The sequence below is a fragment of the Achromobacter sp. JCM 18799 genome (assembly GCF_055395645.1).
The window spans coordinates 2,327,159-2,350,374 of record NZ_AP043866.1; the positions used below are offsets into that span (position 1 = coordinate 2,327,159).

Below are 23,216 nucleotides of genomic sequence, written 5' to 3' on the forward strand. Positions count from 1 at the left end.
ATCATGCAGAAGATACCGGTATCGGTCGTCGTCATGACGAAGAACGAGGAACGCAACATCAACAAGTGCCTGAAGGCGCTGGTCGAATTCGACGAAGTATTCGTGGTGGACTCCAACAGCACCGACGCGACCTGCGCCATGGCGACGGCGCTGGGCGCCAAGGTCTCCAACTTCCAGTGGAACGGCAAGTATCCCAAGAAGAAGCAGTGGTGCCTGGAACAGCTGCCGTTCTCGCATCCGGTGGTGCTGTACGTGGACGCGGACGAGGAGATGACGCCCGCTCTGGCCGCCGAGATACGCGAAGCCCTGCCGCGCTTCGCGGCGGGCGCCGGCGGCGCCTTCGTGCCGTTCGATTACGTGTTCTGCGGCAAGAAGCTGGAACACGGGCACCGCGTCTACAAGCTGGCCCTGTTGGCGCGCGACCGCTCGCGCTTCCTGGACTATGACGACCTGGACGTGGCGCACATGTGGGAAGTCGAAGGCCACTACCAGCCGCAAGTCGAAGGCGAAACCTTCGCCTTGCGCCAGCGCATGGTGCACAACGACCATGATTCGCTGTTCCATTACTTCGACAAGCACAACCGCTATTCCGACTGGGAAGCGAACCTGCGCACCAAAGGCCTGATGAACGATCCGCGCGAGGCCAACGTGGGCGCGCGCGCCCTGCTCAAGCGCATCTTCCAGGCCATGCCGTTCAAGGCGCCCATCTCGTTCCTGCATTCCTATGTGTTCCGCCTGGGCTTCCTGGACGGCAAGGCGGGCTACGACTACGCGGTGGCGCGCGCCATGTACTACTGGCAGATCCGCATCAAGACCGAGGAAATCCAGAAAGCGCGGCAGGCCAGCGCCGCCGCCGCGCGCGACGACGCCGTGGCGGGAGCCGCCAAATGAGCGCCCTGCAACAGCTCGACCGTTTTGCGCTGGCGCCCGGCCAGCGCGGCCGCTCCGCCCTGACGGTGCAGCTCTGGTGGACGGTGCAGGCGACGCTGTTCCGCTGGTCGCCGCAGGTCGCCTATGGCTTTCGCCGCTGGCTGCTGCGCTGCTTCGGCGCGCGGGTCGGCCGCAAGGTCCTGATCCGGCCCACCGCCACCGTGACCTATCCCTGGAAGGTCGAAATCGGCGACTACGCCTGGATCGGCGACGACGCGGTCATCTACAGCCTGGGGCCTATCCATATCGGCGCCCATGCCGTGGTGTCGCAACGCAGCTACCTGTGCGCCGCCGACCACGATGCGGGGCAACCCGATTTCCCCTTGCGCGAACGCGCCGTGCGCATCGAGGACGGCGCGTGGGTGGCGACCGACGTGTTCATCGGCCCCGGCGTGACCGTCGGACGCGAAGCCGTGATCGGCGCGCGCAGCTCGGTATTCCGCAACATGCCGCCCGCCATGGTGTGCCACGGCAACCCATGCCGCCCGGTACGCCCGCGCCAGGCTGGCCCGGCATGAAAATCCTCATCTACGGCATCAACTACGCGCCTGAACTCACAGGTATCGGCAAATACAGCGCCGAACTGGCCGAATGGCTGGCTGCGCGCGGCCACGACGTCAGCGTGGTAACCGCCCCGCCCTACTATCCGCAGTGGCAGGTGCACGATGGTTATCGCGCCGGCCGCTACCGCAAGGAAGTCCTGCGCGGCGTCACCGTACGCCGCGCGCCGCTCTGGGTTCCCGAACGGCCGGGCGGCCTCAAGCGCCTGATCCACCTGGCCAGCTTCGCCCTGTCCAGCCTGCCCTCGCTGTTGCGCGCGGCCGCGGGACGGCCGGACATCATCCTGGTGGTGGAACCCGCGCTATTCTGCGCACCCGCCGCCTGGCTGGCGGCGCGGCTTTGCGGCGCCCGCGCCTGGCTGCACATCCAGGACTATGAAGTGGACGCCGCGTTCGAGCTGGGGCTGCTCAAGGGCGCCGGCCTGCGCGCCATGGTGCTCAGGGCCGAACGCTGGCTGATGCGCCGCTTCGACCGCGTGTCCACCATTTCCAACCGCATGCTGGACCTGGCGCGGGCCAAGGGCGTGGACCCGGGCCGCGCCGTGCTGCTGCCCAACTGGATCGACGTCGATGCGATCGCGCCGCGCGCCGGCGGCGGCGACTACCGCGCCGAGCTGGGCATTCCTCACGACGCCATCGTTGCGCTTTATTCAGGCAACATGGGCGGCAAGCAGGGCTTGCAGACGCTGGCCGACGTGGCCCGCAGACTCAGCCGCGAGACGCGCCTGTGGTTCGTCTTCTGCGGCCAGGGACCCGAACGCGCGCCGCTGCAGCAGCAATGCGAGGGCCTGGCCCGCGTCGTCTTCCTGGACCTGCAGCCGGCCGAACGCCTGGGCGAACTGCTCAACACCGCCGACATCCATCTGCTGCCGCAACGCGCCGGCGCCGCCGACCTGGTGATGCCGTCCAAGCTGACCGGCATGCTGGCCAGCGGCCGGCCCGTGGTGTGCGGCGCCGCGCCCGGCACCGAGCTGGCCGGCGTGGTCGCGCGCTGCGGCCTGCTGACGCCGCCGGAAGACGGCGCCGCCATGGCCGAGGCGGTGCGCAAGCTCAGCTACAACGCGCAGATCCGCGAAACCCTGGGCGCCGCGGCGCGCCAGTACGCGCAGACGCATCTGCACGTCGACAGCGTGCTGGCTGCGGCGGAACAGGAATTCGAAGCGCTGGTTGCGGCCAAGGGCAAGCATGCGGCCCGCGGCGCGGGCGTTTGAACGGCCGAACGACCGCACAAGCCTTCCGCATCTGCCGCGTGCAAGCCGTCAACGCTGCGACGCGTTCTATTTTCCTTGGGCGGTTGGCGATGGGTTACGCGCGCTCGAGACCGACGCTCTTGCATCGGATCTCTCGCGCCTAACCCATCCTACGCATCTGGATCGTGCTTGGCGGCCGTTGCGCCGTTGCCGCTTCTGACCAGTCCCATCTGCACGGCGATATAGGCCGCCTCGGCCTGGTTGCGCGCGTTCAGTTTCCAGTACAGCGTGCGCGCATGGCTCTTCACCGTGGCCACCGATATGCCGACCTGCTGGCCGATCTCGCGCATGGTCTTGCCCTGCACCAGCAACTGCAGGATCTCTTCCTGCCGTTGGGTCAGTTCCCTCAGCTCCTGGGTTGGCGGATGCGAGGCGCCCTGAGGTCGGGCCGCGGGCTGCGGATAGCACTCGCCGCCCGCCATGACGAGGCTGACCGCGGCCGCCAGCGCATCGGGGCTGGAGGCCTTGGGCATGTAGCCCGCGACGCCCGCCCGCGCGCACGCCGCCATGACGCCCGGGTCCAGTACCGAATAAAGCACCAGCACCAGCCGCGGCATGAAGAACGCCATCGATTGGGACAGGAGCCCGACGTCCTGCTCGGCCAGGCCGCTGCAACCCATCACCAGCAGCTCCACTGGGCGATTGATCGAACTGGACATGGTGAGCAATTGGGCTGGCGAGATGGCCAGAATATCGTCGGTGTTCCGCGCACGCTCCAGCACATGCTGGATCGCGACACGGAGCAGAGCGTAGTCTTCGATCAGTACGGTTGTCATCCCGGGGGGAACCTTGTGACGCATGGCCCATACACGGTTCCCATGACGCTGGCGCATCATTGCTGCAACGGCAGGCTGCTGGCGTCACCGACCTCACGGGAATCTCGTCCGCGGCACGGAATCGCGATGGCGAGGCGGAGTGGTTCGCCCTCTCGATCCAGTCTTGCGGACACAACCCATGCTATCAGCGGCTACGTTCGCTGAATCTCGTTCAGGAGGATGATTGGTGGAGGAATGCAGCAGCACTGCGACCGCGGATACTGCTGTGTAAGAATTAGCCATGATGGCTATGCGCATACCCGGCAGCAATGGAACGCTTGCGTTCCAGGCTGCCGGGCAGGCAGCGCAACCACGGCCGCGCTACCCGAGCTTGCGCCCATAGAGCTGCCCGGCGTCCACATCCCTGCCATTGGGCTCATGCCATTCCAAGGTCGCGCCACGCTGCAGCGCTGCGTACACGGCTTCGCCCTTGTTCTTGACATGCAAGCGCTGGTAAAGCGTGCATGCATGCGTCTTGGCCGTTGCCACCGAAATGTTCAACATCCTGCTGACGGTCTTGATCGGATAACCGCGCGCCAGCAACACCAGCACCTCGTATTGTCGCGGCGTGATCTGCAGCAGCTGCGCGCCGGCGCTGACGGGCATGGAGCCCTTGCTGGCGGCGGCATCGTCGGCTTCCCGGGCCGGCAAGGCGCAGACCGTTTGCGCGGGAGCCTGCAACGCCTGTTCGCTGGGGAAGCACTGCCCGCCCGCCATGACCAGGCGGATGGCCGCTTCAAGGATCTCCACCGAGGCCGTCTTCATCAGGCAGCCGTAGACGCTTGCCCCGGGCAGGCCCTGCACCGGCATGGGCAGGGGCATGACGTCCGTCAGAAGCAGGATCCGCTTGGGCGTGAGCACGCGCTGGATTTCATGCAGCGCGCTCCATGCTTCGTCGGTATCCACCGGCAATCCGTAGATCAACAGGTCGGCGCCCGCGTGCACGCCGTCCGCCTTGGAGATGTCAGCCAAACCCATCCCCTCGATTTCCCACACATCATCCAACTTGCTCAGAATCTGCCACAACCCCAACCGCAGGAGCGGATGGGCTTCAATCAGGACCATCTTGGCCATGGTGTCCTCCCGGTTTTTCGACGGGCCTAGAAGGGATCTTCGCTGTGCTGAAGACTATTTTTTTTCCAACCCCGCGGTGCGAGTCCGCAATATTCCGGAATATCTAATGAAGCTGAACCGGAGCATTTGGGCTGGGAGACTTTGGTAGCCAACATAACGGATGGCATGGACCCATCTTATGGTTCGAAATTGTCAAAATCAAGACGTTTCGGCTCGATATAATCCGACAAAAACAGAAATCATTCGTTAGCCTTAATCATCATCGTAAATCCGGACGAGACGCGCATCTCATCCATTCCGGCGCTAGGGTTTTCACCAGGAATTCCCCATGAGGAGCTTGCGCTTTCCCTATGGAAGATGCAGGACGGACGTGGCTTCCAGGCTAAGGCAGGCCGATGTTACAGCCGTAAAAAAGCCGCGCCGCGGCATCCGCCGGGCGCGGCCTGGAAGTTCCGGAACCAGGACAATAACTGTCTATATGTTTCCGCGGACACATCAAGCCCGTGCGTCTTTCTCGTAATCGAAATATAGGTAACATTTTTATTTTTGCGTTTCCGGAACGATTTACTCCATATAGGCGAAGTCAAATACCGTATGCCCGCCCTGATGATGCCAATGGTGCATCGAAGCATGGCGTTTTCTCAGGAAACTTGCGTAGTGGATTTCGCCGTCCGTTTCCACGTAGGTGGATGGCGTTAGTTCCTCGATCCGGTTCAGCGACACGCCCTTGCCGTAGTGGCAGAAGCCCTGGTACTGAGCACAGCGGATCACCTCTCCGCCAGGCGACACAACGATTCCGGCGTTGCGCGCCCGCATCGGGTTGCGCACGATGGGGTTGCAGGCATGCGGCGTCCACTCGGTCGAGCGCGGCGAATCCGAAAAGAAAGCGAATAATTCGTCGCAATGGCTTTGACCGTCGGTCCGGTCAATATTAGTTAATAACCACCAGTATTCGCCGTGCTTGAAAATAATGGTATCGACGGCGGATATATTCGTCATCAAATTTACATCAAGCTCCCACTTGAGCGGAAAATCGGTGCATTTCCAGAGTTCAATACTGCGATTTCCGCAAGTCTCCGGCACCATGTAGGTGACGCCTTCGTGCTCGAATATATAAGGAAACGACAGATGGTAGGGCAGGTTCAAGGCCGTCCCCAACAGGCGGAAAGCCCCGTCGGAGTAGGTCGCGACCGAGATCGTGCCCTTGCGGGAAGTAAAATCGTAATCCTCGAAAAATATATACGGTTTTTTATCCTGGGTATATACGAACGGATCCGCAAAAAATCTGCCCTTGGGTGGCTGCAACACCATGGCCTCGGATACCACCGCCTGCTGCCGCGCAGAGGGAAACATGCCGATCCGCCAGCGCACATTGCGTTTCATGACGCGGCGCACAATCAAATCCGACATTAACCAGGCCTGACGCGCAATATATGCGGCGCTATCCCATTCCACCGGATCATCGCGCCGCAAGCCGCTCATGATCTGCATGCTCGGCGGCGCAACCCCTTGCTTGACGCGCGCCAGCGTCTGCAGCGCGTCGTACACCATGAAATTCCCCAGGCTGAACGCGCGCGCCTGATTCTTCAACCAGAACACTTCGGTGTTGAAACTGCGCTGGTCCAGCAGTTCGTCCTGGTCCTCTCGCGGTCCGACGCGCCAGAGTTTCACCGTGGTGTGATCTTCGCGCTGATAGACCTCCCAGAAGCCGGCATAGCGGCTGGTCGCCACCGCAATATCCGAATAGCTCAGCTGCCATACCCCCAGCCGCGTCCAGCCCGCCATTTGTTCACGCGTGGCCGGCGATGCGCCCAGCGTGATGACCAGGTCCAGGCCCAGCGCCGCGACCTGGCCCTGCATCTCGTCCGCGGACATGCCAGGCGCCAGCGACAGGACGGCGGCCGTATCCTGCGGCACGCTTTCCCGCATGTCGCGGCACGCAAGCGCCTGCCGCTGCTTTGCCGGCAACAGCCGCGCTTCCAGACGCGACAGGGCGCCAAACAGGGCGCGCACGCCCAGGCGGGGCGCTTTCTCGCCGCCCTCCTCGCTTATCACCAGCAAAGCAGCGACTTCAAAATCCTGGCTATGCCTGAGCCAATCCACCATCTCATGCATCCAACCGGGTTGCTCGTACCCGTCAACCAGCAGTCCCACTCTGTAGGTTTTCATTTCTCCTGCTCCTGTGCCAGGGCTGATCGGCCTTCCGTCCGGTAGGGCGAACGGGCTAGCCATTGCGTATTCAGGGGCGCGACAGAATCAACTCCTCGCGCTGATACTGCGGGGTTTTGCGCCTCCGTTCCAGACCACATTCATCCTAGGTCGGCAGTCCGAGGACGAATGGCTCAGGATCATGCGCAAACACTAGGAAATCGTTACTCCCTCCGCATGAGATTTGTCATCCCTCTGGCGGAGGCTGGCGAAAATCCGGTCGGTCCTGAACGCTGGAATCGCGCGCCGGTAGTGGTAAACCCTATTGGGGATAGCCGAGGCTCGCGTCTCAACCATCTCTCACGCATAATTGTTTTTAAACAAACGTTTGAATTCAACCTTATGCAAGAAATCAGACCATCCCTCACCCGTGAATCCATCCTGGACACCGCCGAGGCCTTGTTTGCCCAGCAGGGACACGATGGCACCTCGATGCGCCAGATCACCGCGGCCGCCGGCGTCAATCTGGCGTCGGTGAACTACCACTTCGGCTCCAAGGAATCACTCGTGCAGGCGGTGCTCAAACGCCGCCTGGAAGTGCTGAACCGCGAGCGCTTGCGACTTTTGGATGAACTGGAGACGCAAGCCGAAGGCAGGCCCCTGAAGCCGTCGCAGATCGTGGATGCCTTTTTCGGCACGTTGCTGCGCCTGGCGGCGGATCCCGCGCAGGCGGGCAGCACCTTCCTGCCGCTGCTAGAACGCACCATGACCGACCCCTCCGATTTCATCCGCGCGCTGTTCGCGGAGGAGTACGCGGACGTGCTGGAGCGCTACCGCAACGCGCTGTTCGCGGCCCTGCCCGACGTACCCCGCGCGGAAATCATGTGGCGCTTCCAGTTCATGCTGGGCGCCACCTCGTACGCCATCATCGGCACCGACCTGTTGCGCTCGGTCACGGGCTGGACCATAGACGACGCCGAGCAACCGGATAACCCCAACCTGCTGCTGCCGCGCCTGATGAGCTTTCTGCTCGGCGGCCTGCGCTCGCCCCTGCCGCACGTGCCCTGAGCGCCACGCGCCCGCAGACGGAACAGAACCTCCACGGAGACAAGAAAATGCACGCAGTCATCTACGCTCTGGTCATCGTCGCGCTCCTGGCGGCGGTCTTGCTGGGCGTGCGTCCGATCCGCCGCGCCCTGTTGTCGGCGCCGATCTTCAATCTGTACCGCAAGGTGCTGCCGCAGATGTCGGACACCGAGCGCGATGCGCTGGAGGCCGGTACGGTATGGTGGGAAGGCGAGCTGTTCCGCGGCCGGCCCGACTGGAGCCGCCTGCTGGCCTATCCCCGCCCGCGCCTGAGCGATGACGAGCAGCGTTTCCTCGACGTCCAGGCCGAAGAGGCCTGCCGCATGGTCAATGACTGGCATGTCACCCAGGAAAGCCACGACCTGCCGGCAGAGGTCTGGAGCTACCTGAAGACCCAGGGTTTCCTGGGCATGATCATTCCCAAGCAATATGGGGGCCTGGGATTCTCGGCCTATGCCCATTCCGAAATCGTGACCAAGCTGTCCACGCGCTCGTCGGCGCTGGCGGTCTCGGTCATGGTGCCCAACTCGCTCGGCCCGGCCGAGCTGCTGCTGCATTACGGCACCGACGAGCAGAAGAACCACTACCTGCCGCGCCTGGCGCGCGGCGAGGAAGTACCCGCCTTCGCGCTGACCAGCCCCTGGGCCGGTTCCGATGCCGCGGCCATCCCCGACAGCGGCATCGTCTGCAAGGGCGAATGGCAAGGCCGCGAAGTGATAGGCATGAGGGTCACCTGGGACAAGCGCTACATCACCCTGGCGCCTGTGTGCACCCTGCTGGGCCTGGCGTTCCGCCTGTACGATCCCGACGGCCTGCTGGGCGGCGCGAAAGACCTGGGCATCACCTGCGCGCTGGTGCCGCACGACCATCCGGGCGTGGACACCGGCCGCCGCCATTTCCCGCTGAACGCCATGTTCATGAATGGCCCCACGCGCGGCGCGGACGTCTTCATGCCGCTGGATTTCATCATCGGCGGCCCGGCCATGGCGGGCCAGGGCTGGCGCATGCTGATGGAATGCCTGGCGGCGGGACGCTCGATCTCGCTGCCCTCTTCCAACACCGGCATGTCCAAGCTGACGACGCGGGCGGTGGGCGGCTATGCGCGCGTGCGCAGCCAGTTCCGCACGCCCGTCGGCAAGTTCGAAGGCGTGGAGGAAGCGCTGGCGCGCATCGGCGGCAACACCTACATGATGGACGCCGCGCGCAGCATGACGGCGGGCGCCGTGGACCTGGGCGAGAAACCCTCGGTCGTGTCCGCCATCGTCAAGTACCACGTGACCGAACGGGCGCGCCAGGTCGTCAACGACGGCATGGACGTCATCGGCGGCAAGGGCATCTGCCTGGGGCCGTCCAACTTCCTGGGCCGCGCCTACCAGCAGATTCCGATCGGCATCACGGTGGAAGGGGCCAACATCCTCACGCGCAGCCTGATCATCTTCGGCCAGGGCGCGATCCGCTGCCATCCCTACGTGCTGGCTGAAATGCAGGCCGCGCAATCGCCCGACCGCAAGCGCGGCCTGGATGATTTCGACCGCGCCTTCTGGGGCCACGTGGGCTTCGTCGCAAAGAACAAGCTGCGCGCCCTGGGCACCGCCCTCACCGGCGCGCGTTTCGTCGGCGTCAACGCCGACGTCGCGCCGGAAATGAAGCGCTACTACCAATTGCTCAGCCGCTACAGCGCCGCCTTCGCGCTGCTGGCCGACACCTCGATGCTGGTGCTGGGCGGCAGCCTCAAGCGCCGCGAGCGCCTGTCGGCGCGCCTGGGCGACGTGCTGTCGCAGATGTACCTGATCAGCGCCACGCTCAAGCGCTTCGAAGACGAAGGCCGCCAGGCGGCCGACGCGCCGCTGGCGCACTGGTCCATCCAGGATGCGTTGTACAAGCTGCAGGAAGCCATCGAAGGCGTGCTGGAAAACTACCCCAACCGTTTCGTCGCCTGGAGCCTGCGCCGCCTGGTCTTGCCTTGGGGCCGCACGCAAGCCCTGCCCTCGGACCAGCTGGGCCAGGACGTTGCGCGGCTGCTGATCAACCCAAGCGCGACGCGCGACCGCCTGACCGCCGGCTGCCACCTGCCCGCGACCGAGGCCGAACCGGTGGGCGCAATCGAGCTGGCGCTGGCCGCCACGCTGGACGCCGAGCCCATCGAAGCCAAGATCCGCGAACTTGAAAAGCGCGGCGCGCTTGACGGCAACCCGCAGGCCAACGTGCGCGACATCGCCGATGCCGCCTTCGCCATCGGCGGCATCACCGCCGAAGAATACGCAGTGGTGAAACGCCGCAACCGCTTGCGCGACACGGTGGTGAAAGTGGATGATTTCGCCTTTGACTTGCGCGCCGCGGACCAGGGCAGCCCCGCAGCCGAACGCAGGGCCGCCTGAACGCAGGGCCGCCTGAAAGGAGAAATCGGATGGCATTCAAACCGGTTTACGTCGTCGACGGCACCCGCACGCCTTTCCTGAAGGCGCGCACCGGCCCGGGTCCCTTCTCCGCCGGCGATCTGGCCGTGCAGGCGGGCCGCGCGCTGCTGCTGCGCCAGCCTTATGCGCCCACCGACCTGGACGAGGTCATCGTGGGCTGCGCCGCGCCTTCGCCCGATGAAGTGAACATCGGCCGCGTGATCGCGCTGCGCCTGGGCTGCGGCAACAAGGTGCCGGGCTGGACCGTCATGCGCAATTGCGCCTCGGGCATGCAGGCGCTGGATTCCGCAGTGGCCAACATCCAGTCCGGCCGTTCGGAACTGGTGCTGGCCGGCGGCACGGACGCGCTGTCGCGCGCGCCGGTGCTGTATTCGGACGAGATGGTGCGTTGGCTGGCCAGTTGGTATGCCGCGCGCGGCGCAGGCGCCAAGCTCGCGGCGCTGGGCCGCTTCCGGCTGCGCAATCTCGCCCCCGTCATCGGTCTGCTCAAGGGCCTGACCGATCCGGTGGTCGGCCTGTCCATGGGGCAGACCGCCGAGAACGTCGCCACCCGCTTCGGCATCGACCGCGCCGCCATGGACGCCTATGCTGCGCAAAGCCACGCGCGCGCGCTGGCGGCCCGCGCGGCCGGCGCGCTGGGCGAGATCTCGCCGCTGATCGACACGCAGGGCAAGCTGTACCCCGACGACGACGGCGTGCGCGATGATTCCACGCCCGAGAAGCTCGCCAAGCTCAAGCCCGTTTTCGACAAGCCCTGGGGCAACATCACCGCGGGCAACAGCTCGCAAGTGACCGACGGCGCCGCCATGCTGGTCCTCGCTTCCGAGGAAGCGGTGCGCAAATGGAACCTGCGGCCGCTGGGCCGCATCGTCGACAGCCAATGGGCCGGCCTCGATCCCGCGCAGATGGGCCTGGGGCCGGTGCACGCGGCCACGCCGATCATGCAGCGCCACGGCCTGGGCCTCAATGACCTGGACTTGTGGGAAATCAACGAGGCCTTCGCCGCCCAGGTGTTAGGCTGCCTGGCGGCCTGGCGCGACGATGCCTATTGCCAGGAGCACTTCGGCACGCCGGCCTGGGGCGACCTCGACCCGGCCCGGCTCAACGTCGACGGCGGCGCGATCGCCATCGGCCATCCCGTGGGCGCTTCCGGCGCCCGCATCGTGCTGCACCTGCTGGCGGCCCTGAAGCGCCGCGGCGCCAGGCGCGGCATGGCGGCCATCTGCATCGGCGGCGGCCAAGGCGGCGCGATGCTGGTCGAAACCCTGGACGAGGACCGCTCATGACGACTATCGACACGCTGGCGCACTGGCGCCTGGAGCGCGATGCCGACGGCCTGGCCTGGCTGACCTTCGACCGCGCCGGCAGCGCGGTCAACGCCTTGTCCGCCGACGCCATGAGCGAACTTGCGGTGGTGCTGGACGCGCTGGACGCGGCCCCGCCCACGGGCCTGGTCATCCGCTCCGGCAAGGCCACGGGCTTCGTCGTGGGCGCCGACGTCAACGAGTTCGCCAGCCTGGGCACGCCCGAACAGGCGCGCGCGCTGGTGGCGCGCGGCTGGGACCTGTTCAACCGCCTGGCCGCGGTGCGCTACCCCACGCTGGCCCTGATCCAGGGCCACTGCCTGGGTGGCGGCCTCGAACTGGCGCTGGCCTGCCGCTACCGCCTGGTGGCGGACCAACCGGGGACTTCACTGGCCTTGCCCGAGGTCATGCTCGGCATCTTTCCCGGCTGGGGCGGCATGCTGCGCCTGCCGCGGCTGATCGGCGCGCCTGCCGCGCTGGACATGATGCTGACCGGCCGCGGCGCCGACGCGCGCCGCGCCGCCGCGCTGGACCTGGCGGACGCGCGCGTGCCGCCTCGCCTGCTGCTGGCGGCCGCGCGCCAGACCGTGCTGTCGCGCAAGGCGCCCCGGCGCGCGCGCGGCTTCGGGGCCTGGGCCAACCGCTGGCCGCTCAAGGCCATCGTCGCCAACCGCGCCCGTAAGCAGATCGCGGCCAAGGATCCCCTGGGCCACTATCCGGCCGCGCCCGCCATCGTCGAGATCTGGGAAAAGCACGGCGGCAACGCCTTGCAGGCGCCCGCGCTGATCGAGCGCATCATTTCCTCCGACACCGCCCGCAATCTGCTGCGGGTGTTCCGCCTGCAGGAACGGCTGAAGGCCAACGGCAAGCAGGCCGGCATTGCGCCCGCGCGCCACGTGCACGTGGTCGGCGCCGGCGTGATGGGCGGCGACATCGCGGCTTGGTGTGCGCTCAAGGGCATGACGGTCACCTTGCAGGACCAGGACATGGCGCGCATCGCGCCCGCCATCAAGCGCGCTGCCCAGCTGTTCTCGCGCCGCCTGAAGGATCCGCGGCTCGCGCGCGCGGCGTTCGACCGCCTGGTGCCGGATCCCGCAGGCGGCGGCGTGCCGCTGGCCGACATCGTCATCGAAGCCATCAGCGAACAGCCCGAAGCCAAACGCGCGCTCTACCGCTCGCTGGAGCCGCGCATGAAGCCCGATGCGCTGCTCGCCACCAACACCTCCAGCCTGTCGCTGGAAACCTTGCGCGCGGACCTGGCGCAGCCCCAACGGCTGGTCGGCATCCACTTCTTCAATCCCGTGGCCAAGATGCCGCTGGTGGAGGTCGTGCAAGCCGACGGCGACGCGGGCGAGACGCAGGCCCGAGCCTGCGCCTTCGTCGGCCAGATCGACAAGCTGGCGCTGCCGGTCAAGAGCGCGCCGGGCTTCCTGGTCAACGCCGTGCTGGCGCCCTACATGCTGCAGGCCATGCGCAGCGTGGACGAGGGCTTGGCGCCCGAAGCCGTGGACGCGGCCATGGTGGCATTCGGCATGCCGATGGGGCCGCTGGAGCTGGCCGATACCGTGGGGTTGGACATCGCTCGCGCGGCAGGCGCGGAACTTGCTGGCGACGCCGAGCCGCCGCGCTGCCTGGCCGAGCGCCTGGCGCGCGGCGACCTGGGCAAGAAGAGCGGCCGCGGCTTCTACGTCTGGCGCGACGGCAAGCCGGTCAAGGGCGCCAGCCAGTCCGGCGCGCCCGCCGGCCTGGCGCAGCGCCTGATACAACCGCTGATCGACGCCACGCGCCAGCGCGTGGACGCAGGCATCGTCGCCGACGCCGACCTGGCCGACGCGGGCGTGATTTTCGGAACGGGGTTCGCGCCATTCACGGGCGGCCCCTTGCATTACCAAAGCAGTAACGCGTTGCAAAGTATAAGACCGGCTGAGGCCGATTAGGACCTGTACACCCTAAACCGGAACGACAAGACCGGCAGTGCCATAGAGACATCTATCCATCACGAGGAGGCAGTACCATGAGCAGACGTTCATTGTCCCTGAGCACCTTGTCGGCCCTCGTGGTCGGCCTGGGCGCATCCACGGCAACGCACTCGGCCGGCTTTCAGCTCCTGGAGCAGAACGCCAGCGGCCTGGGCAACGCCTATGCAGGCTCTGCGGCGAATCCGGAGAACGCCAGCATCATCTATTACAACCCGGCCGGCATGACCTACCTGCCCGGCTTCAATGTGTCCGGCGGCGTCAACCTGATCAAGCCGTCGTTCAAGTTTTCCGACAACGGCGACAGCCGCAATCCCAGCATTCCCGGCCTGCCGGGCACCGGCCTGGGCGGATCGCGTCCGACCGGCGGCAACGGCGGCGACGCCGGCAACCTGGGCGTGGTGCCCAACATGTACGCCTCCTGGCAGTTGAACGAGCAGTGGTTCATCGGCCTGGGCGTAGGCGCCCCGTTCGGCCTCATGACCGAATACGACGACGGCTGGGTGGGCCAGTACCACTCCAACAAATTCGAGATCAAGACGATCAACGTCAACCCCTCGATCGCCTACAAGGTCAACGAAAAGTTCTCCATGGGCTTTGGCGTGAACTGGCAGCACATCGACGCCAACTACAAGAAGAAGGCGGTACTGCCGGTTCCCGGCATGCCGCTGGGCACCACCGGCGACGCCGACCTGAACCTCAAGGGCGACGCCTGGGGCTGGAACGTGGGCTTCATGCTGCAACCCACGGACGACACCCGCATCGGCCTGTCCTACCGTTCGCAGATCAAGCACACGGCCAAGGGCGACACCGACATCACCAGCATCTATCCGCGCGGCAACTCGGTGTCGTTCGACGCCAAGGCGTCCGTGACCCTGCCCGACACCCTGATCCTGAGCGCGGCGCACCAGCTGAACGAACGCTGGGAGCTGCTGGGCGACATCTCGTGGACGGGCTGGAGCAGCATTCCCGACCTGAAGATCCGCAACTCGGGCGTCGGCGCACGCGACGACGACCTGCCGCTGAACTTCCGCGACAGCTGGCGCGTCGCCCTGGGCGCCAACTACAAGTTCGCGCCCAACTGGAAGTGGAAAGTCGGCGTCGCCTTCGACCAATCGCCCGTGTACAAGGAAGCCGACCGTCCGACCTCGCTGCCGGACAATGACCGCTACTGGCTCTCGACCGGTATTCAGTGGCAGGCCACCAAGGACACCACGCTGGACGTAGGCTATACCTATCTCTACCTGCGCAAGACGGACATCGACACCACGTCCGGCAACCAGCTGACCAAGGGCCGCGTGGCGGGTACCTATGACAGCAATGCCCACATCCTGGGCGTACAGCTGTCGTCCCGCTTCTAACCCGCACCGGATGGCGGCCCGGCCCGGTCCGGCCGGCCCCGCCTTCCGCTTTTTTCAGGAGACTGCCTTGAGCAAGTTCGTCGTCAAACACGTCGCCGTCCTGGGGGCCGGCGTCATGGGCGCGCAGATCGCCGCCCATCTGGCCAATGCCGGCGTGCCCGTCACGCTGTTCGACCTGGCCGCCGCCGAAGGCGACCGCAACGGCACGGTCAAGAAGGCGATCGCCGGCCTGAAGAAGCTGGAGCCCGCGCCCCTGGCCGGCGCCGCGCGCCTGGCGTACATCACGCCCGCCAACTACGACGACGACCTGGAACAGCTGCGCGGCTGCGACCTGGTCATCGAGGCCATCGCCGAACGCATGGACTGGAAGACCGCGCTGTACGAGCGCATCGCGCCGCACGTGGCCCCTGGCGCCATCATCGCCTCCAATACCTCGGGCCTGTCGATCGACGCGCTGGCCAATGCCCTGCCGGCGGCCCTGCGCGACCGTTTCTGCGGCATCCACTTTTTCAATCCGCCCCGCTACATGCGGCTGGTGGAGATCATCGCCACCTCGCACACCCAGCCCGTCGTGCTGGACCAGCTTGAAACCTGGCTGACCTCGACCCTGGGCAAGGGCGTGATCCGCGCGCTGGACACGCCCAACTTCGTGGCCAACCGCATCGGCGTGTTCTCGATCCTGGCGGCCATGCACCACACGGCCCGCCTAGGCCTGGCATTCGATGAGGTCGACGCCCTGACCGGCCCGAAGATCGGCCGTCCCAAGAGCGCCACCTACCGCACCGCCGACGTGGTCGGCCTGGACACGCTGGCCCACGTGGTCGGCACCATGGACAAGAATCTGCCGGACGACCCCTGGCACCGCTACTTCAAGCTGCCCGAGTGGCTTTCCGCCCTGATCGCCAAGGGCGCATTGGGGCAGAAGACCGGCGCCGGCGTCTACCGCAAGCAAGGCCGCGAAATCCTGGTGCTGGACCTGAAAGCGCAGGACTACGTGCCCAGCGCGGGCAAGCTGGCCGACGAAGTCGCCGCCCTGCTCAAGGAGCGCGACCCGGGCAAGCGCTTCGCCGCGCTGCGCGCAAGCAGCCATCCCCAGGCCCAGTTCCTCTGGAGCCTGTTCCGCGACATCTTCCACTACAGCGCCGTGCAGCTCGAACACGTGGCCGACAACGCGCGCGACCTGGACCTGGCCATGCGCTGGGGCTTCGGCTGGGCCCAAGGCCCGTTCGAAACCTGGCAGGCCGCCGGCTGGCAGGCCATCGCCGCCGCGGTGGCCGAGGACATCGCCGCCGGCCAGGCCATGAGCGACACGCCGCTACCGGCATGGGCGCTGGAGCCCGGCCGCAACGGCGTGCATGCGCCCGAAGGCTCCTACTCCGCGCGCACCGGCCAGCTGCGCGCGCGCTCGACGCTGCCGGTGTACCGCCGCCAGCTGTTCCCCGAGCGCGTATTCGGCGAAGGCGCCAGCGCGCGCGGCGTCACGATCTGGGAAAACGAAGGCGTACGCCTGTGGAACCTGCCGCAGATCGACGCCGGCGTGGCCATCCTGTCCGTCACCTCGAAGAACCACACCCTGGGCGCGGAAGTGCTCGACGGCATCCTGCAGGCGGTGGCGCGCGCCGAGCGCGAATACGACGGCCTGGTCATCTGGCACGACGCGCCCTTCGCCGTGGGCGCCAACCTGCAACAAGTTTCCGAGGCCTGCGCCGCGGGACTATGGGACATGCTGGAAGCCACGGTTGAAAAATTCCAGCGCACCTCGCAGTCGTTCAAGTACGCGCAGATTCCCACCGTGGCGGCCGTGCAGGGCATGGCGCTGGGCGGCGGCTGCGAATTCCTGATGCACGCCTCGCACCGGGTGCTGGCGCTGGAAAGCTATGTCGGGCTGGTCGAGGCCGGCGTCGGGCTGATTCCGGCTGGTGGCGGCAGCAAGGAATTCGCCGGCCGCGCCGCCGCGCTGGCCGCCAGGACCGCCACGCCGGGCGAGGTCTTCCCCTATCTGCAGCCGGTGTTCCAGACCATTGCCACGGCACAGGTCGCCAAGAGCGCGCTGGAAGCCATCGCCACGGGTTTCGCCCGCGAGCACGACATCGTCGTGTTCCATCCGGACGAGCTGCTGTACGTCGCCATCGGCCAGGCGCGCGCCGCGGCCGAGGCCGGCTACACGCCGCCTCCCCGCCTGCGCGACATTCCGGTCGCGGGCCGCAACGGCATTGCCAACTTCGAAATGGTGCTGGTCAACATGCGCGAAGGCGGCATGATCAGCGCGCACGACTACCGCGTGGCGCGCAGCGCCGCCGTGGCCCTGTGCGGCGGCGAGGTCGACACCGGCGCCAAGGTGGACGAGGAATGGCTGCTGGCCGTGGAGCGCAAGGAGTTCGTGGCGCTGCTGCGCACGCCCGAGACGCAAGCCCGCATCCGCCACACCCTCGACACCGGCAAGCCCCTGAGGAACTAGGCCCACCCCCGCAGCGCCTGCGGCGCTTCCCCCTTCAAGGGGGCGCCGACTGCGGACCGGCGAAGCCGGATCCGCGCGGCCCCGACAGGGCAAGCCAGCGGACAGCAACGGCCAGCGCCATGGACACACAAGGAATCACTATGAGCAAGCAGATTCAAGACGCCTACATCGTCGCCGCCACGCGCCTGCCGGTAGGCAAGCGCAACGGCGCCTACATCACCATCCGCCCCGACGACATGCTGGCCGCCGCGCTCAATGGCGCGCTGGCGCAGGTCCCGGGCCTGGACGCCGCGCGCATCGACGACGTCATCGCCGGCTGCGCCATGCCGGAAGCCGAGCAAGGCATGAACGTGGCCCGCATCGGCCTGTTGCTCGCCGGTCTGCCGCAAAGCGTGGCTGGCGTCACCGTGAACCGCTTCTGCGCATCCGGCCTGCAGGCAGTGGCCGATGCCGCGGCCCGCATCCGCACCGGCGAGGCCGACATCATGATCGGCGCCGGCACCGAATCCATGAGCGCCATGCCGCAGATCATGGGCAACAAGGTGTCGATGAACCCGGCCATCTTCGAGCACCAGGAAAACATCGGCATGGCCTTCGGCATGGGCCTGACCGGCGAGAAGGTCGCCGAACGCTGGAAGGTCTCGCGCGAGGACCAGGACGCCTTCGCCCTGGCCTCGCACCAGAAGGCTTGCGCGGCCATCGCCGCCGGCCACTTCCGCGCCGAGATCACGCCCTATGAAACGGTGTCGCGCCAGCCCGGCGACGCCAGCGGCACGGTGCGCACCGCGCGCCGCCTGGTCGAGACGGACGAAGGCCCCCGGCCGGACAGCAGCGCCGAGGCGTTGGCCCGCCTGAAGCCCGTATTCGCCGTGCGCGGCAGCGTCACGGCCGGCAACAGTTCGCAGATGTCCGATGGCGCCGCCGCCGTGATCCTGGTGTCCGACCGCATCCTGCGCGAATTCAATCTGAGTCCGCTGGCGCGCTTTGCCGGCTTCGCCGTGGCCGGCGTGCCGCCCGAAGTCATGGGCATCGGCCCGGTCGCAGCCATCCCCAAGGTGCTGCAACGCGCCGGCATCGGCCAGGACGCGCTGGACTGGATCGAACTGAACGAGGCCTTCGCCGCCCAATCGCTGGCGGTGATCCGCGAACTGAAGCTGGATCCCTCCAAGGTGAATCCGCTGGGCGGCGCGATCGCGCTGGGCCACCCGCTGGGCGCCACGGGCGCGATCCGCACGGCCACCCTCACCCACGGCCTGCGCCGCACCGGCGGCAAGTACGGTCTGGTGACCATGTGCATCGGCACCGGCATGGGCGCGGCCGGCCTGTTCGAGGCGATGTAGGCGGAGCGGCGCGGGACATGAAGCCCTATTGGTTCAAGAACTTGTCGCCGACATGGCGGGCGCGCCTGATGCGGGTGGGCTTCAATCTGCATCCGGCGTTCCGCGCCACCGGCGGCAAAGTGGTGCATGTGTCCGCGGACTTCCACCATATCCGCATCAAGCTGCCGCTGCTGCGGCGCACGCGCAATATCGTCGGGTCGATGTACGGCGGCTCGCTGTTCGCGGTGACCGACGGCGCCCACCCCACGATGCTGATGTCCGCGCTGGGCGCGGACCACATCGTGTGGGACAAGGCGGCCACCATACGCTACCGCAAGCCGGCGTACGCCACGCTGTATGTGGACTTCCGGCTCCCGCCCGACGAGATCGCGGAAATCCGCGCGATCCTCGCGCGCGACCATGAAACCACCCGGACTTATACGGTGGAACTCAAGGACCGCGACGGCGTGGTCTACGCCGTCGTGGAACGCACGATCTATATCGCAGACAAGAAGTTCTACAAGCAGAAGAACACTGGAGGAGAATCATGCGTCGCATCCCCGGAGGGCGAATCGCCGCCCTGAGCCTCATGCTTGCCGCCTGCCTGGCCGGCGCCCCCGCGCAGTCCGCCGACATCGAAGTGGCCGGCGTGCGCGTGCCGGACAGCCTGTCGGAAGGCGGCCGCGCCCTGGTGCTCAACGGCGCCGGCGTGCGCACCAAGTTCGTGGTCAAGGTCTACGTGGCCGCGTTGTACACCGCCGCGCAAAGCGGCGACGCGGCCGCGCTGGTCAATAGCGACGAACCGCGCCGCATGCGCCTCTTGCTGCTGCGCAACGTCGACAGCAAAAGCCTGGACGAAGCCCTGCAGGACGGATTGCGCGACAATACGTCCGCGCAGGAGCTGGCCGAGTTGAAGGCGCCGGCCGCCCGCCTGTCCGCCCTGATGGCGGAAATCGGCGCGGTGCGCGAAGGCGACGTGGTCGACCTGGATTTCGACGCCCGCGGCGTCGCGGTCACCGATAACGGCAAACTGCGTGGACGCATCGACAGCCCCGCGTTTGCGCGCGCCCTGCTGCGGGTCTGGCTGGGCGACAAACCCGCGCAAGCCTCCCTGAAAAAAGCCCTGCTGGGCGGCTAGGGCCCAAGGCTCTCTTGCTGTACAGGCCCCACACGGAAATCCGGCACATGGAACGAATCTGGCAGAAAAGCTATCCCGCGGGCGTACCCGCGGACATCGAGATGGACGGCGTGACCACGCTGGTATCGGTGGTGCGCGAGAGTTGCGAGCGCTACGCCGGCAAGACCTCGTACATCAGCATGGGCAAGTCGCTCAGCTATGCCGAGCTCGACCGCTTGACGCGCGACTTCGCGGCCTGGCTGCACGCCAACGGCCTGGGCCCCGGCGACCGCGTCGCGCTCATGATGCCCAACCTGCTGCAGTACCCCGTATGCCTGTTCGGCGCCTTGCGCGCCGGCTGCGTGGTGGTCAACTGCAACCCGCTCTATACCCCGCATGAACTCCAGCACCAGCTGGCCGATTCAGGCGCGCGCGTCATCGTGGTCGCCGACAACTTCGCCGCCACCGTGCAAAAGGCCCTGGAAGGCACCGCGATAGAACGGGTGGTGGTGACGTCCATCGGCGAGCTGCTGGGGCCGTTCAAGGGCCGCCTGGTGGATTTCGTGGTCCGCCGCGTCAAGCGCATGGTGCCCCCGTGGTCCCTGCCCGGCGCCTTGCGGCTGGGCGCTGCGCTGCGCGCCGGAAGCAGCGCGCCCTTTGACGAAGTGAAGCTGGACCAGCGCGACCTGGCCTGCCTGCAATACACCGGCGGCACCACCGGCGTGGCCAAGGCCGCCATGCTCACCCACGGCAACCTGGTCGCCAACCTGAGCCAGGCCTATGCCTGGGTCCGGCCGCTGGTGACCGAAGGCGAGGAATGCATCGTGACGGCGCTGCCGCTGTATCACATCTTCGCGCTGACGGCGAACTGCCTGACCTTCATGAAGATGGGCGCCAGCAACCTGCTCATCATCAACCCGCGCGACATTCCCGGGCTGGTCAAGGAAATGCGCAAGGTGCCGTTCTCGGCCTTCACGGGCGTAAATACGCTGTTCAACGCCTTGCTCAACAACCCGGATTTCGCGCGCCTGGATTTCTCGCGGCTGCGCCTGACCATGGGCGGCGGCATGGCGGTGCAGCGCTCGGTGGCCGACCGCTGGCGCGCCGTCACCGGCCGCTCGCTGGCGCAGGCCTATGGCCTGACCGAGACCTCGCCCGCGGTCACGATCAATCCGCTGGATGTGCAGGAGTTCACCGGCTCGATCGGCCTGCCCGTGCCATCCACCGACATTTCCATCCGCGACGACGCGGGCCGGGAACTGGGCGTGGGCGAGACCGGCGAGATCTGCGTACGCGGCCCCCAGGTCACGCAAGGCTACTGGCAGCGGCCCGACGAAACCGCGCTGGTGCTGTATGCGGACGGATTCCTGCGTACCGGAGACGTGGGCTACGTGGACGAAAAGGGCTACGTGTTCCTGGTGGACCGCAAGAAGGACATGATCCTGGTGTCCGGCTTCAACGTCTATCCCAACGAGGTCGAGGACGTGGCCGCCCTGCATCCCGGCGTGCGCGAAGTGGCGGCGGTGGGCGTGCCCGACGAGCGCTCGGGCGAGGCCGTGAAGCTGTATGTGATCCGCAAGGACCCGGCGCTGGACGCCGAGACCCTGATCGCGCATTGCCGCAAGCAGCTGACGGGCTACAAGGTGCCGCGCTACATCGAGTTCCGCGACGACCTGCCGCGCACCAACGTCGGCAAGATCCTGCGCCGCGAGCTGAAACCGGCGGCGCAGGAAGCCGCTCAGGCGCAAGCCCGGCAGCCGGGTTAAGCCTGAAGACCCGCCGGCCCGCAGCGGACGCGGGCCGGCGGCTGTCTCCGGGTCCGGCTACCACTGCCCGAAATACACTCCTGCCCGCTTGTGGGCGTTGGTCCCCTTCTCCACGGCCTCGTCGCTGATGGTGGTGCGGCGCTTGCCGCGCAGCATCCATTCCAGCAGCCGCTGGCGCAGCGCCTGGCGCGTTTGCGCATGCGCGCTGCTTGCGCCCAGGTCCTGGAACTCCTCGGGATCCGCGTGCAGGTCGAAGAGCTGCTCGCGCTCGTCCAGCCAGTACACGTAGCGCCAGCGGTCCGTGCGCACCGACCAGGCGCGCGCGTTCTGCGGCGTCTTGCCGCACAACAGGCGAGCCTGGCGGAAGCTGTAGTCCAGCTCCGAGTACACGCAATCGCGCCAGGGCGTGGCGGCATCGCGGCCGTGCAGCAAGGTCTGCAATTCGCGGCCCTCCAGCCGATGGCCGGGGCCGGACTTGCCCAGCGCGCGCAGCACCGTGGGCGCCAGGTCCACGCTTTCCACCATGTCGTCCAGCGCGCGGCCGCGCGTGGCGTCGGCCGCGGCCGACGGGTCCATGACGATGAAGGGTACGCGCTGCACAGTGTCGTAGAACAGTTCCTTTTCGCCCAGCCAATGGTCGCCAAGGAAATCGCCGTGGTCCGCGGTGAACACGATGAGCGTGTTCTTCATCAGGCCCGCGCCTTCCATGTAGTCGAACAGCCGGCCCAGATGATCGTCCAGTTGCCGGATCAGGCCCTGGTAGGCCGGGCGCACCACGCGCACGCACTCGTCCGAGGAAAAGCTGACGCTCTCTTCGTGCTGCCGGTAGGCCGCCACCACCGGATGCGCGTTCTCCAGTTCTTCCCGGTTGCGCCGCACCGGCAGGCATTGGTCCGGGGTGTAGCGCTTGTGGTAGGGATCCGGCGCCATGTAGGGCCAATGCGGCTTCACATAGCTCAGGTGCAGCACCCAGGGCTGGCTGCCGCGCCGCTTCATGAAATCCAGCGCCTGGTCCGTCATGTAGGCGGTCTCGGAATGCGGCTCGGCCACGCGCGCGGGCAAGTGCGCATTGCGCATGTTCCAGCCGCTGACCGCCTGGCCCGCTGCGTCCACCGCGGCGATCACGTAATCGGTCCAGGGGTCTGCGCTGTCGTAGCCGTGGCGCCGAAGAAAGGCGGGATAGCCGCTTTCGTCGCCCGGCGTGTGGTGGCCGTCGTAGCGGTCCAGTTCGGTGAAGCCGCCGCGTCCTAGCAGCGCGCCCAGCTCCGAGGAACCATCGATCGACAGCCGCTCCATGCCGGCCTTGTCAGGGATGATGTGGGTCTTGCCGGCCAGCGCCAGTTCGCGGCCCTGCCCCGCCAGGTATTCGCCCAGCGTGATTTCGTTGACCGACAGCGGCACGCGGTTCCAGGTGGCGCCATGGCTGGAGGGATAGCGGCCGGTGTAGTAGCTCATGCGCGAAGGTCCGCACACGCCCGAGTTCACGAAGGCGCGGTCAAAGCGCACGCCGCGCGCCGCCAGCGCATCCAGGCTGGGCGTCTGCAGGTAGGGATGGCCATAACAGCTCAGGTGGTCCGCCCGCAGCTGGTCGGCCATGATGAACAGCACGTTCTGTACATCGCTCATCGCCGCCCT

At 66.8% G+C, this 23,216-nt stretch carries 17 protein-coding genes; 13 read left to right on the plus strand and 4 right to left on the minus strand.

Features of this window, described 5'->3' with window-relative positions:
* The first annotated feature begins 3 nt into the window (after positions 1–3).
* The 3 genes from ACZ5YA_RS10970 to ACZ5YA_RS10980 are packed head-to-tail and all read left to right on the plus strand — an operon-like array spanning position 4 to position 2,701.
* Positions 4–891 carry a glycosyltransferase family 2 protein gene (locus tag ACZ5YA_RS10970; protein WP_059372178.1) on the plus strand — a complete coding sequence of 296 codons (888 nt, stop codon included), beginning with the start codon at positions 4–6 and terminating at the stop codon, positions 889–891.
* Positions 888–1,448, plus strand: coding sequence for a putative colanic acid biosynthesis acetyltransferase (locus ACZ5YA_RS10975; protein WP_059372172.1), 561 nt, complete (start codon positions 888–890; stop codon positions 1,446–1,448). The genes ACZ5YA_RS10970 and ACZ5YA_RS10975 overlap by 4 nt, the downstream gene beginning before the upstream one ends.
* Positions 1,445–2,701, plus strand: coding sequence for a glycosyltransferase WbuB (locus tag ACZ5YA_RS10980; protein WP_059372821.1), 1,257 nt, complete (start codon positions 1,445–1,447; stop codon positions 2,699–2,701). Before ACZ5YA_RS10975 ends, ACZ5YA_RS10980 begins: the two co-directional genes overlap by 4 nt.
* 149 nt (positions 2,702–2,850) lie before the next feature.
* Here the strand turns inward: ACZ5YA_RS10980 and ACZ5YA_RS10985 are convergent, their stop codons facing one another.
* The 3 genes from ACZ5YA_RS10985 to ACZ5YA_RS10995 form a co-directional block, all read right to left on the minus strand.
* Positions 2,851–3,516 (minus strand): response regulator transcription factor, encoded by a 666-nt coding sequence (locus tag ACZ5YA_RS10985; protein ID WP_059372171.1) that lies wholly within the window; start codon positions 3,514–3,516, stop codon positions 2,851–2,853.
* A 360-nt stretch (positions 3,517–3,876) separates the two neighbouring features.
* Positions 3,877–4,629: a response regulator transcription factor gene (locus ACZ5YA_RS10990; RefSeq protein ID WP_059372168.1), complete on the minus strand. Its 753-nt coding sequence runs from the start codon at positions 4,627–4,629 to the stop codon at positions 3,877–3,879.
* A gap of 564 nt (positions 4,630–5,193) precedes the next feature.
* Positions 5,194–6,798 carry a glucosamine inositolphosphorylceramide transferase family protein gene (locus tag ACZ5YA_RS10995; protein WP_118933841.1) on the minus strand — a complete coding sequence of 535 codons (1,605 nt, stop codon included), beginning with the start codon at positions 6,796–6,798 and terminating at the stop codon, positions 5,194–5,196.
* A 381-nt stretch (positions 6,799–7,179) separates the two neighbouring features.
* Between ACZ5YA_RS10995 and ACZ5YA_RS11000 the strand changes: the two genes are divergently transcribed.
* From ACZ5YA_RS11000 to ACZ5YA_RS11045, 10 genes are all read left to right on the plus strand, one after another.
* Positions 7,180–7,845 (plus strand): TetR/AcrR family transcriptional regulator, encoded by a 666-nt coding sequence (locus tag ACZ5YA_RS11000; RefSeq protein WP_059372165.1) that lies wholly within the window; start codon positions 7,180–7,182, stop codon positions 7,843–7,845.
* Between the two features lie 47 nt (positions 7,846–7,892).
* The gene (locus tag ACZ5YA_RS11005; protein ID WP_118933842.1) at positions 7,893–10,241 is read left to right on the plus strand and encodes an acyl-CoA dehydrogenase; all 2,349 of its coding nucleotides are present in this window, start codon (positions 7,893–7,895) and stop codon (positions 10,239–10,241) included.
* 29 nt (positions 10,242–10,270) lie between these two features.
* Positions 10,271–11,566 (plus strand): acetyl-CoA C-acetyltransferase, encoded by a 1,296-nt coding sequence (locus ACZ5YA_RS11010; RefSeq protein WP_464092498.1) that lies wholly within the window; start codon positions 10,271–10,273, stop codon positions 11,564–11,566.
* Entirely contained in the window at positions 11,563–13,521 is a 1,959-nt protein-coding gene (locus tag ACZ5YA_RS11015) for a 3-hydroxyacyl-CoA dehydrogenase NAD-binding domain-containing protein (RefSeq protein WP_464092499.1), read from the plus strand. Before ACZ5YA_RS11010 ends, ACZ5YA_RS11015 begins: the two co-directional genes overlap by 4 nt.
* Before the next feature lie 77 nt (positions 13,522–13,598).
* Complete coding sequence (locus ACZ5YA_RS11020; protein ID WP_059372156.1) at positions 13,599–14,921, plus strand: OmpP1/FadL family transporter; 1,323 nt, start codon at positions 13,599–13,601, stop codon at positions 14,919–14,921.
* A gap of 67 nt (positions 14,922–14,988) precedes the next feature.
* Positions 14,989–17,379, plus strand: a complete 2,391-nt coding sequence (locus ACZ5YA_RS11025) for a 3-hydroxyacyl-CoA dehydrogenase/enoyl-CoA hydratase family protein (RefSeq protein WP_464092500.1) — start codon at positions 14,989–14,991, stop codon at positions 17,377–17,379.
* Between the two features lie 140 nt (positions 17,380–17,519).
* A complete protein-coding gene (locus ACZ5YA_RS11030) occupies positions 17,520–18,719 on the plus strand; it encodes an acetyl-CoA C-acyltransferase (RefSeq protein WP_464092501.1) in 1,200 nt (399 codons plus the stop codon).
* Positions 18,720–18,736: 17 nt separating this feature from the next.
* Positions 18,737–19,282, plus strand: coding sequence for a PaaI family thioesterase (locus ACZ5YA_RS11035; RefSeq protein ID WP_059372151.1), 546 nt, complete (start codon positions 18,737–18,739; stop codon positions 19,280–19,282).
* The gene (locus tag ACZ5YA_RS11040; protein WP_059372149.1) at positions 19,246–19,836 is read left to right on the plus strand and encodes a chalcone isomerase family protein; all 591 of its coding nucleotides are present in this window, start codon (positions 19,246–19,248) and stop codon (positions 19,834–19,836) included. Before ACZ5YA_RS11035 ends, ACZ5YA_RS11040 begins: the two co-directional genes overlap by 37 nt.
* Positions 19,837–19,883: 47 nt before the next feature.
* Positions 19,884–21,581 (plus strand): AMP-binding protein, encoded by a 1,698-nt coding sequence (locus tag ACZ5YA_RS11045; RefSeq protein ID WP_059372148.1) that lies wholly within the window; start codon positions 19,884–19,886, stop codon positions 21,579–21,581.
* A gap of 57 nt (positions 21,582–21,638) precedes the next feature.
* Here the strand turns inward: ACZ5YA_RS11045 and ACZ5YA_RS11050 are convergent, their stop codons facing one another.
* A complete protein-coding gene (locus tag ACZ5YA_RS11050) occupies positions 21,639–23,207 on the minus strand; it encodes a sulfatase-like hydrolase/transferase (RefSeq protein ID WP_306636550.1) in 1,569 nt (522 codons plus the stop codon).
* Positions 23,208–23,216: the final 9 nt, after the last annotated feature.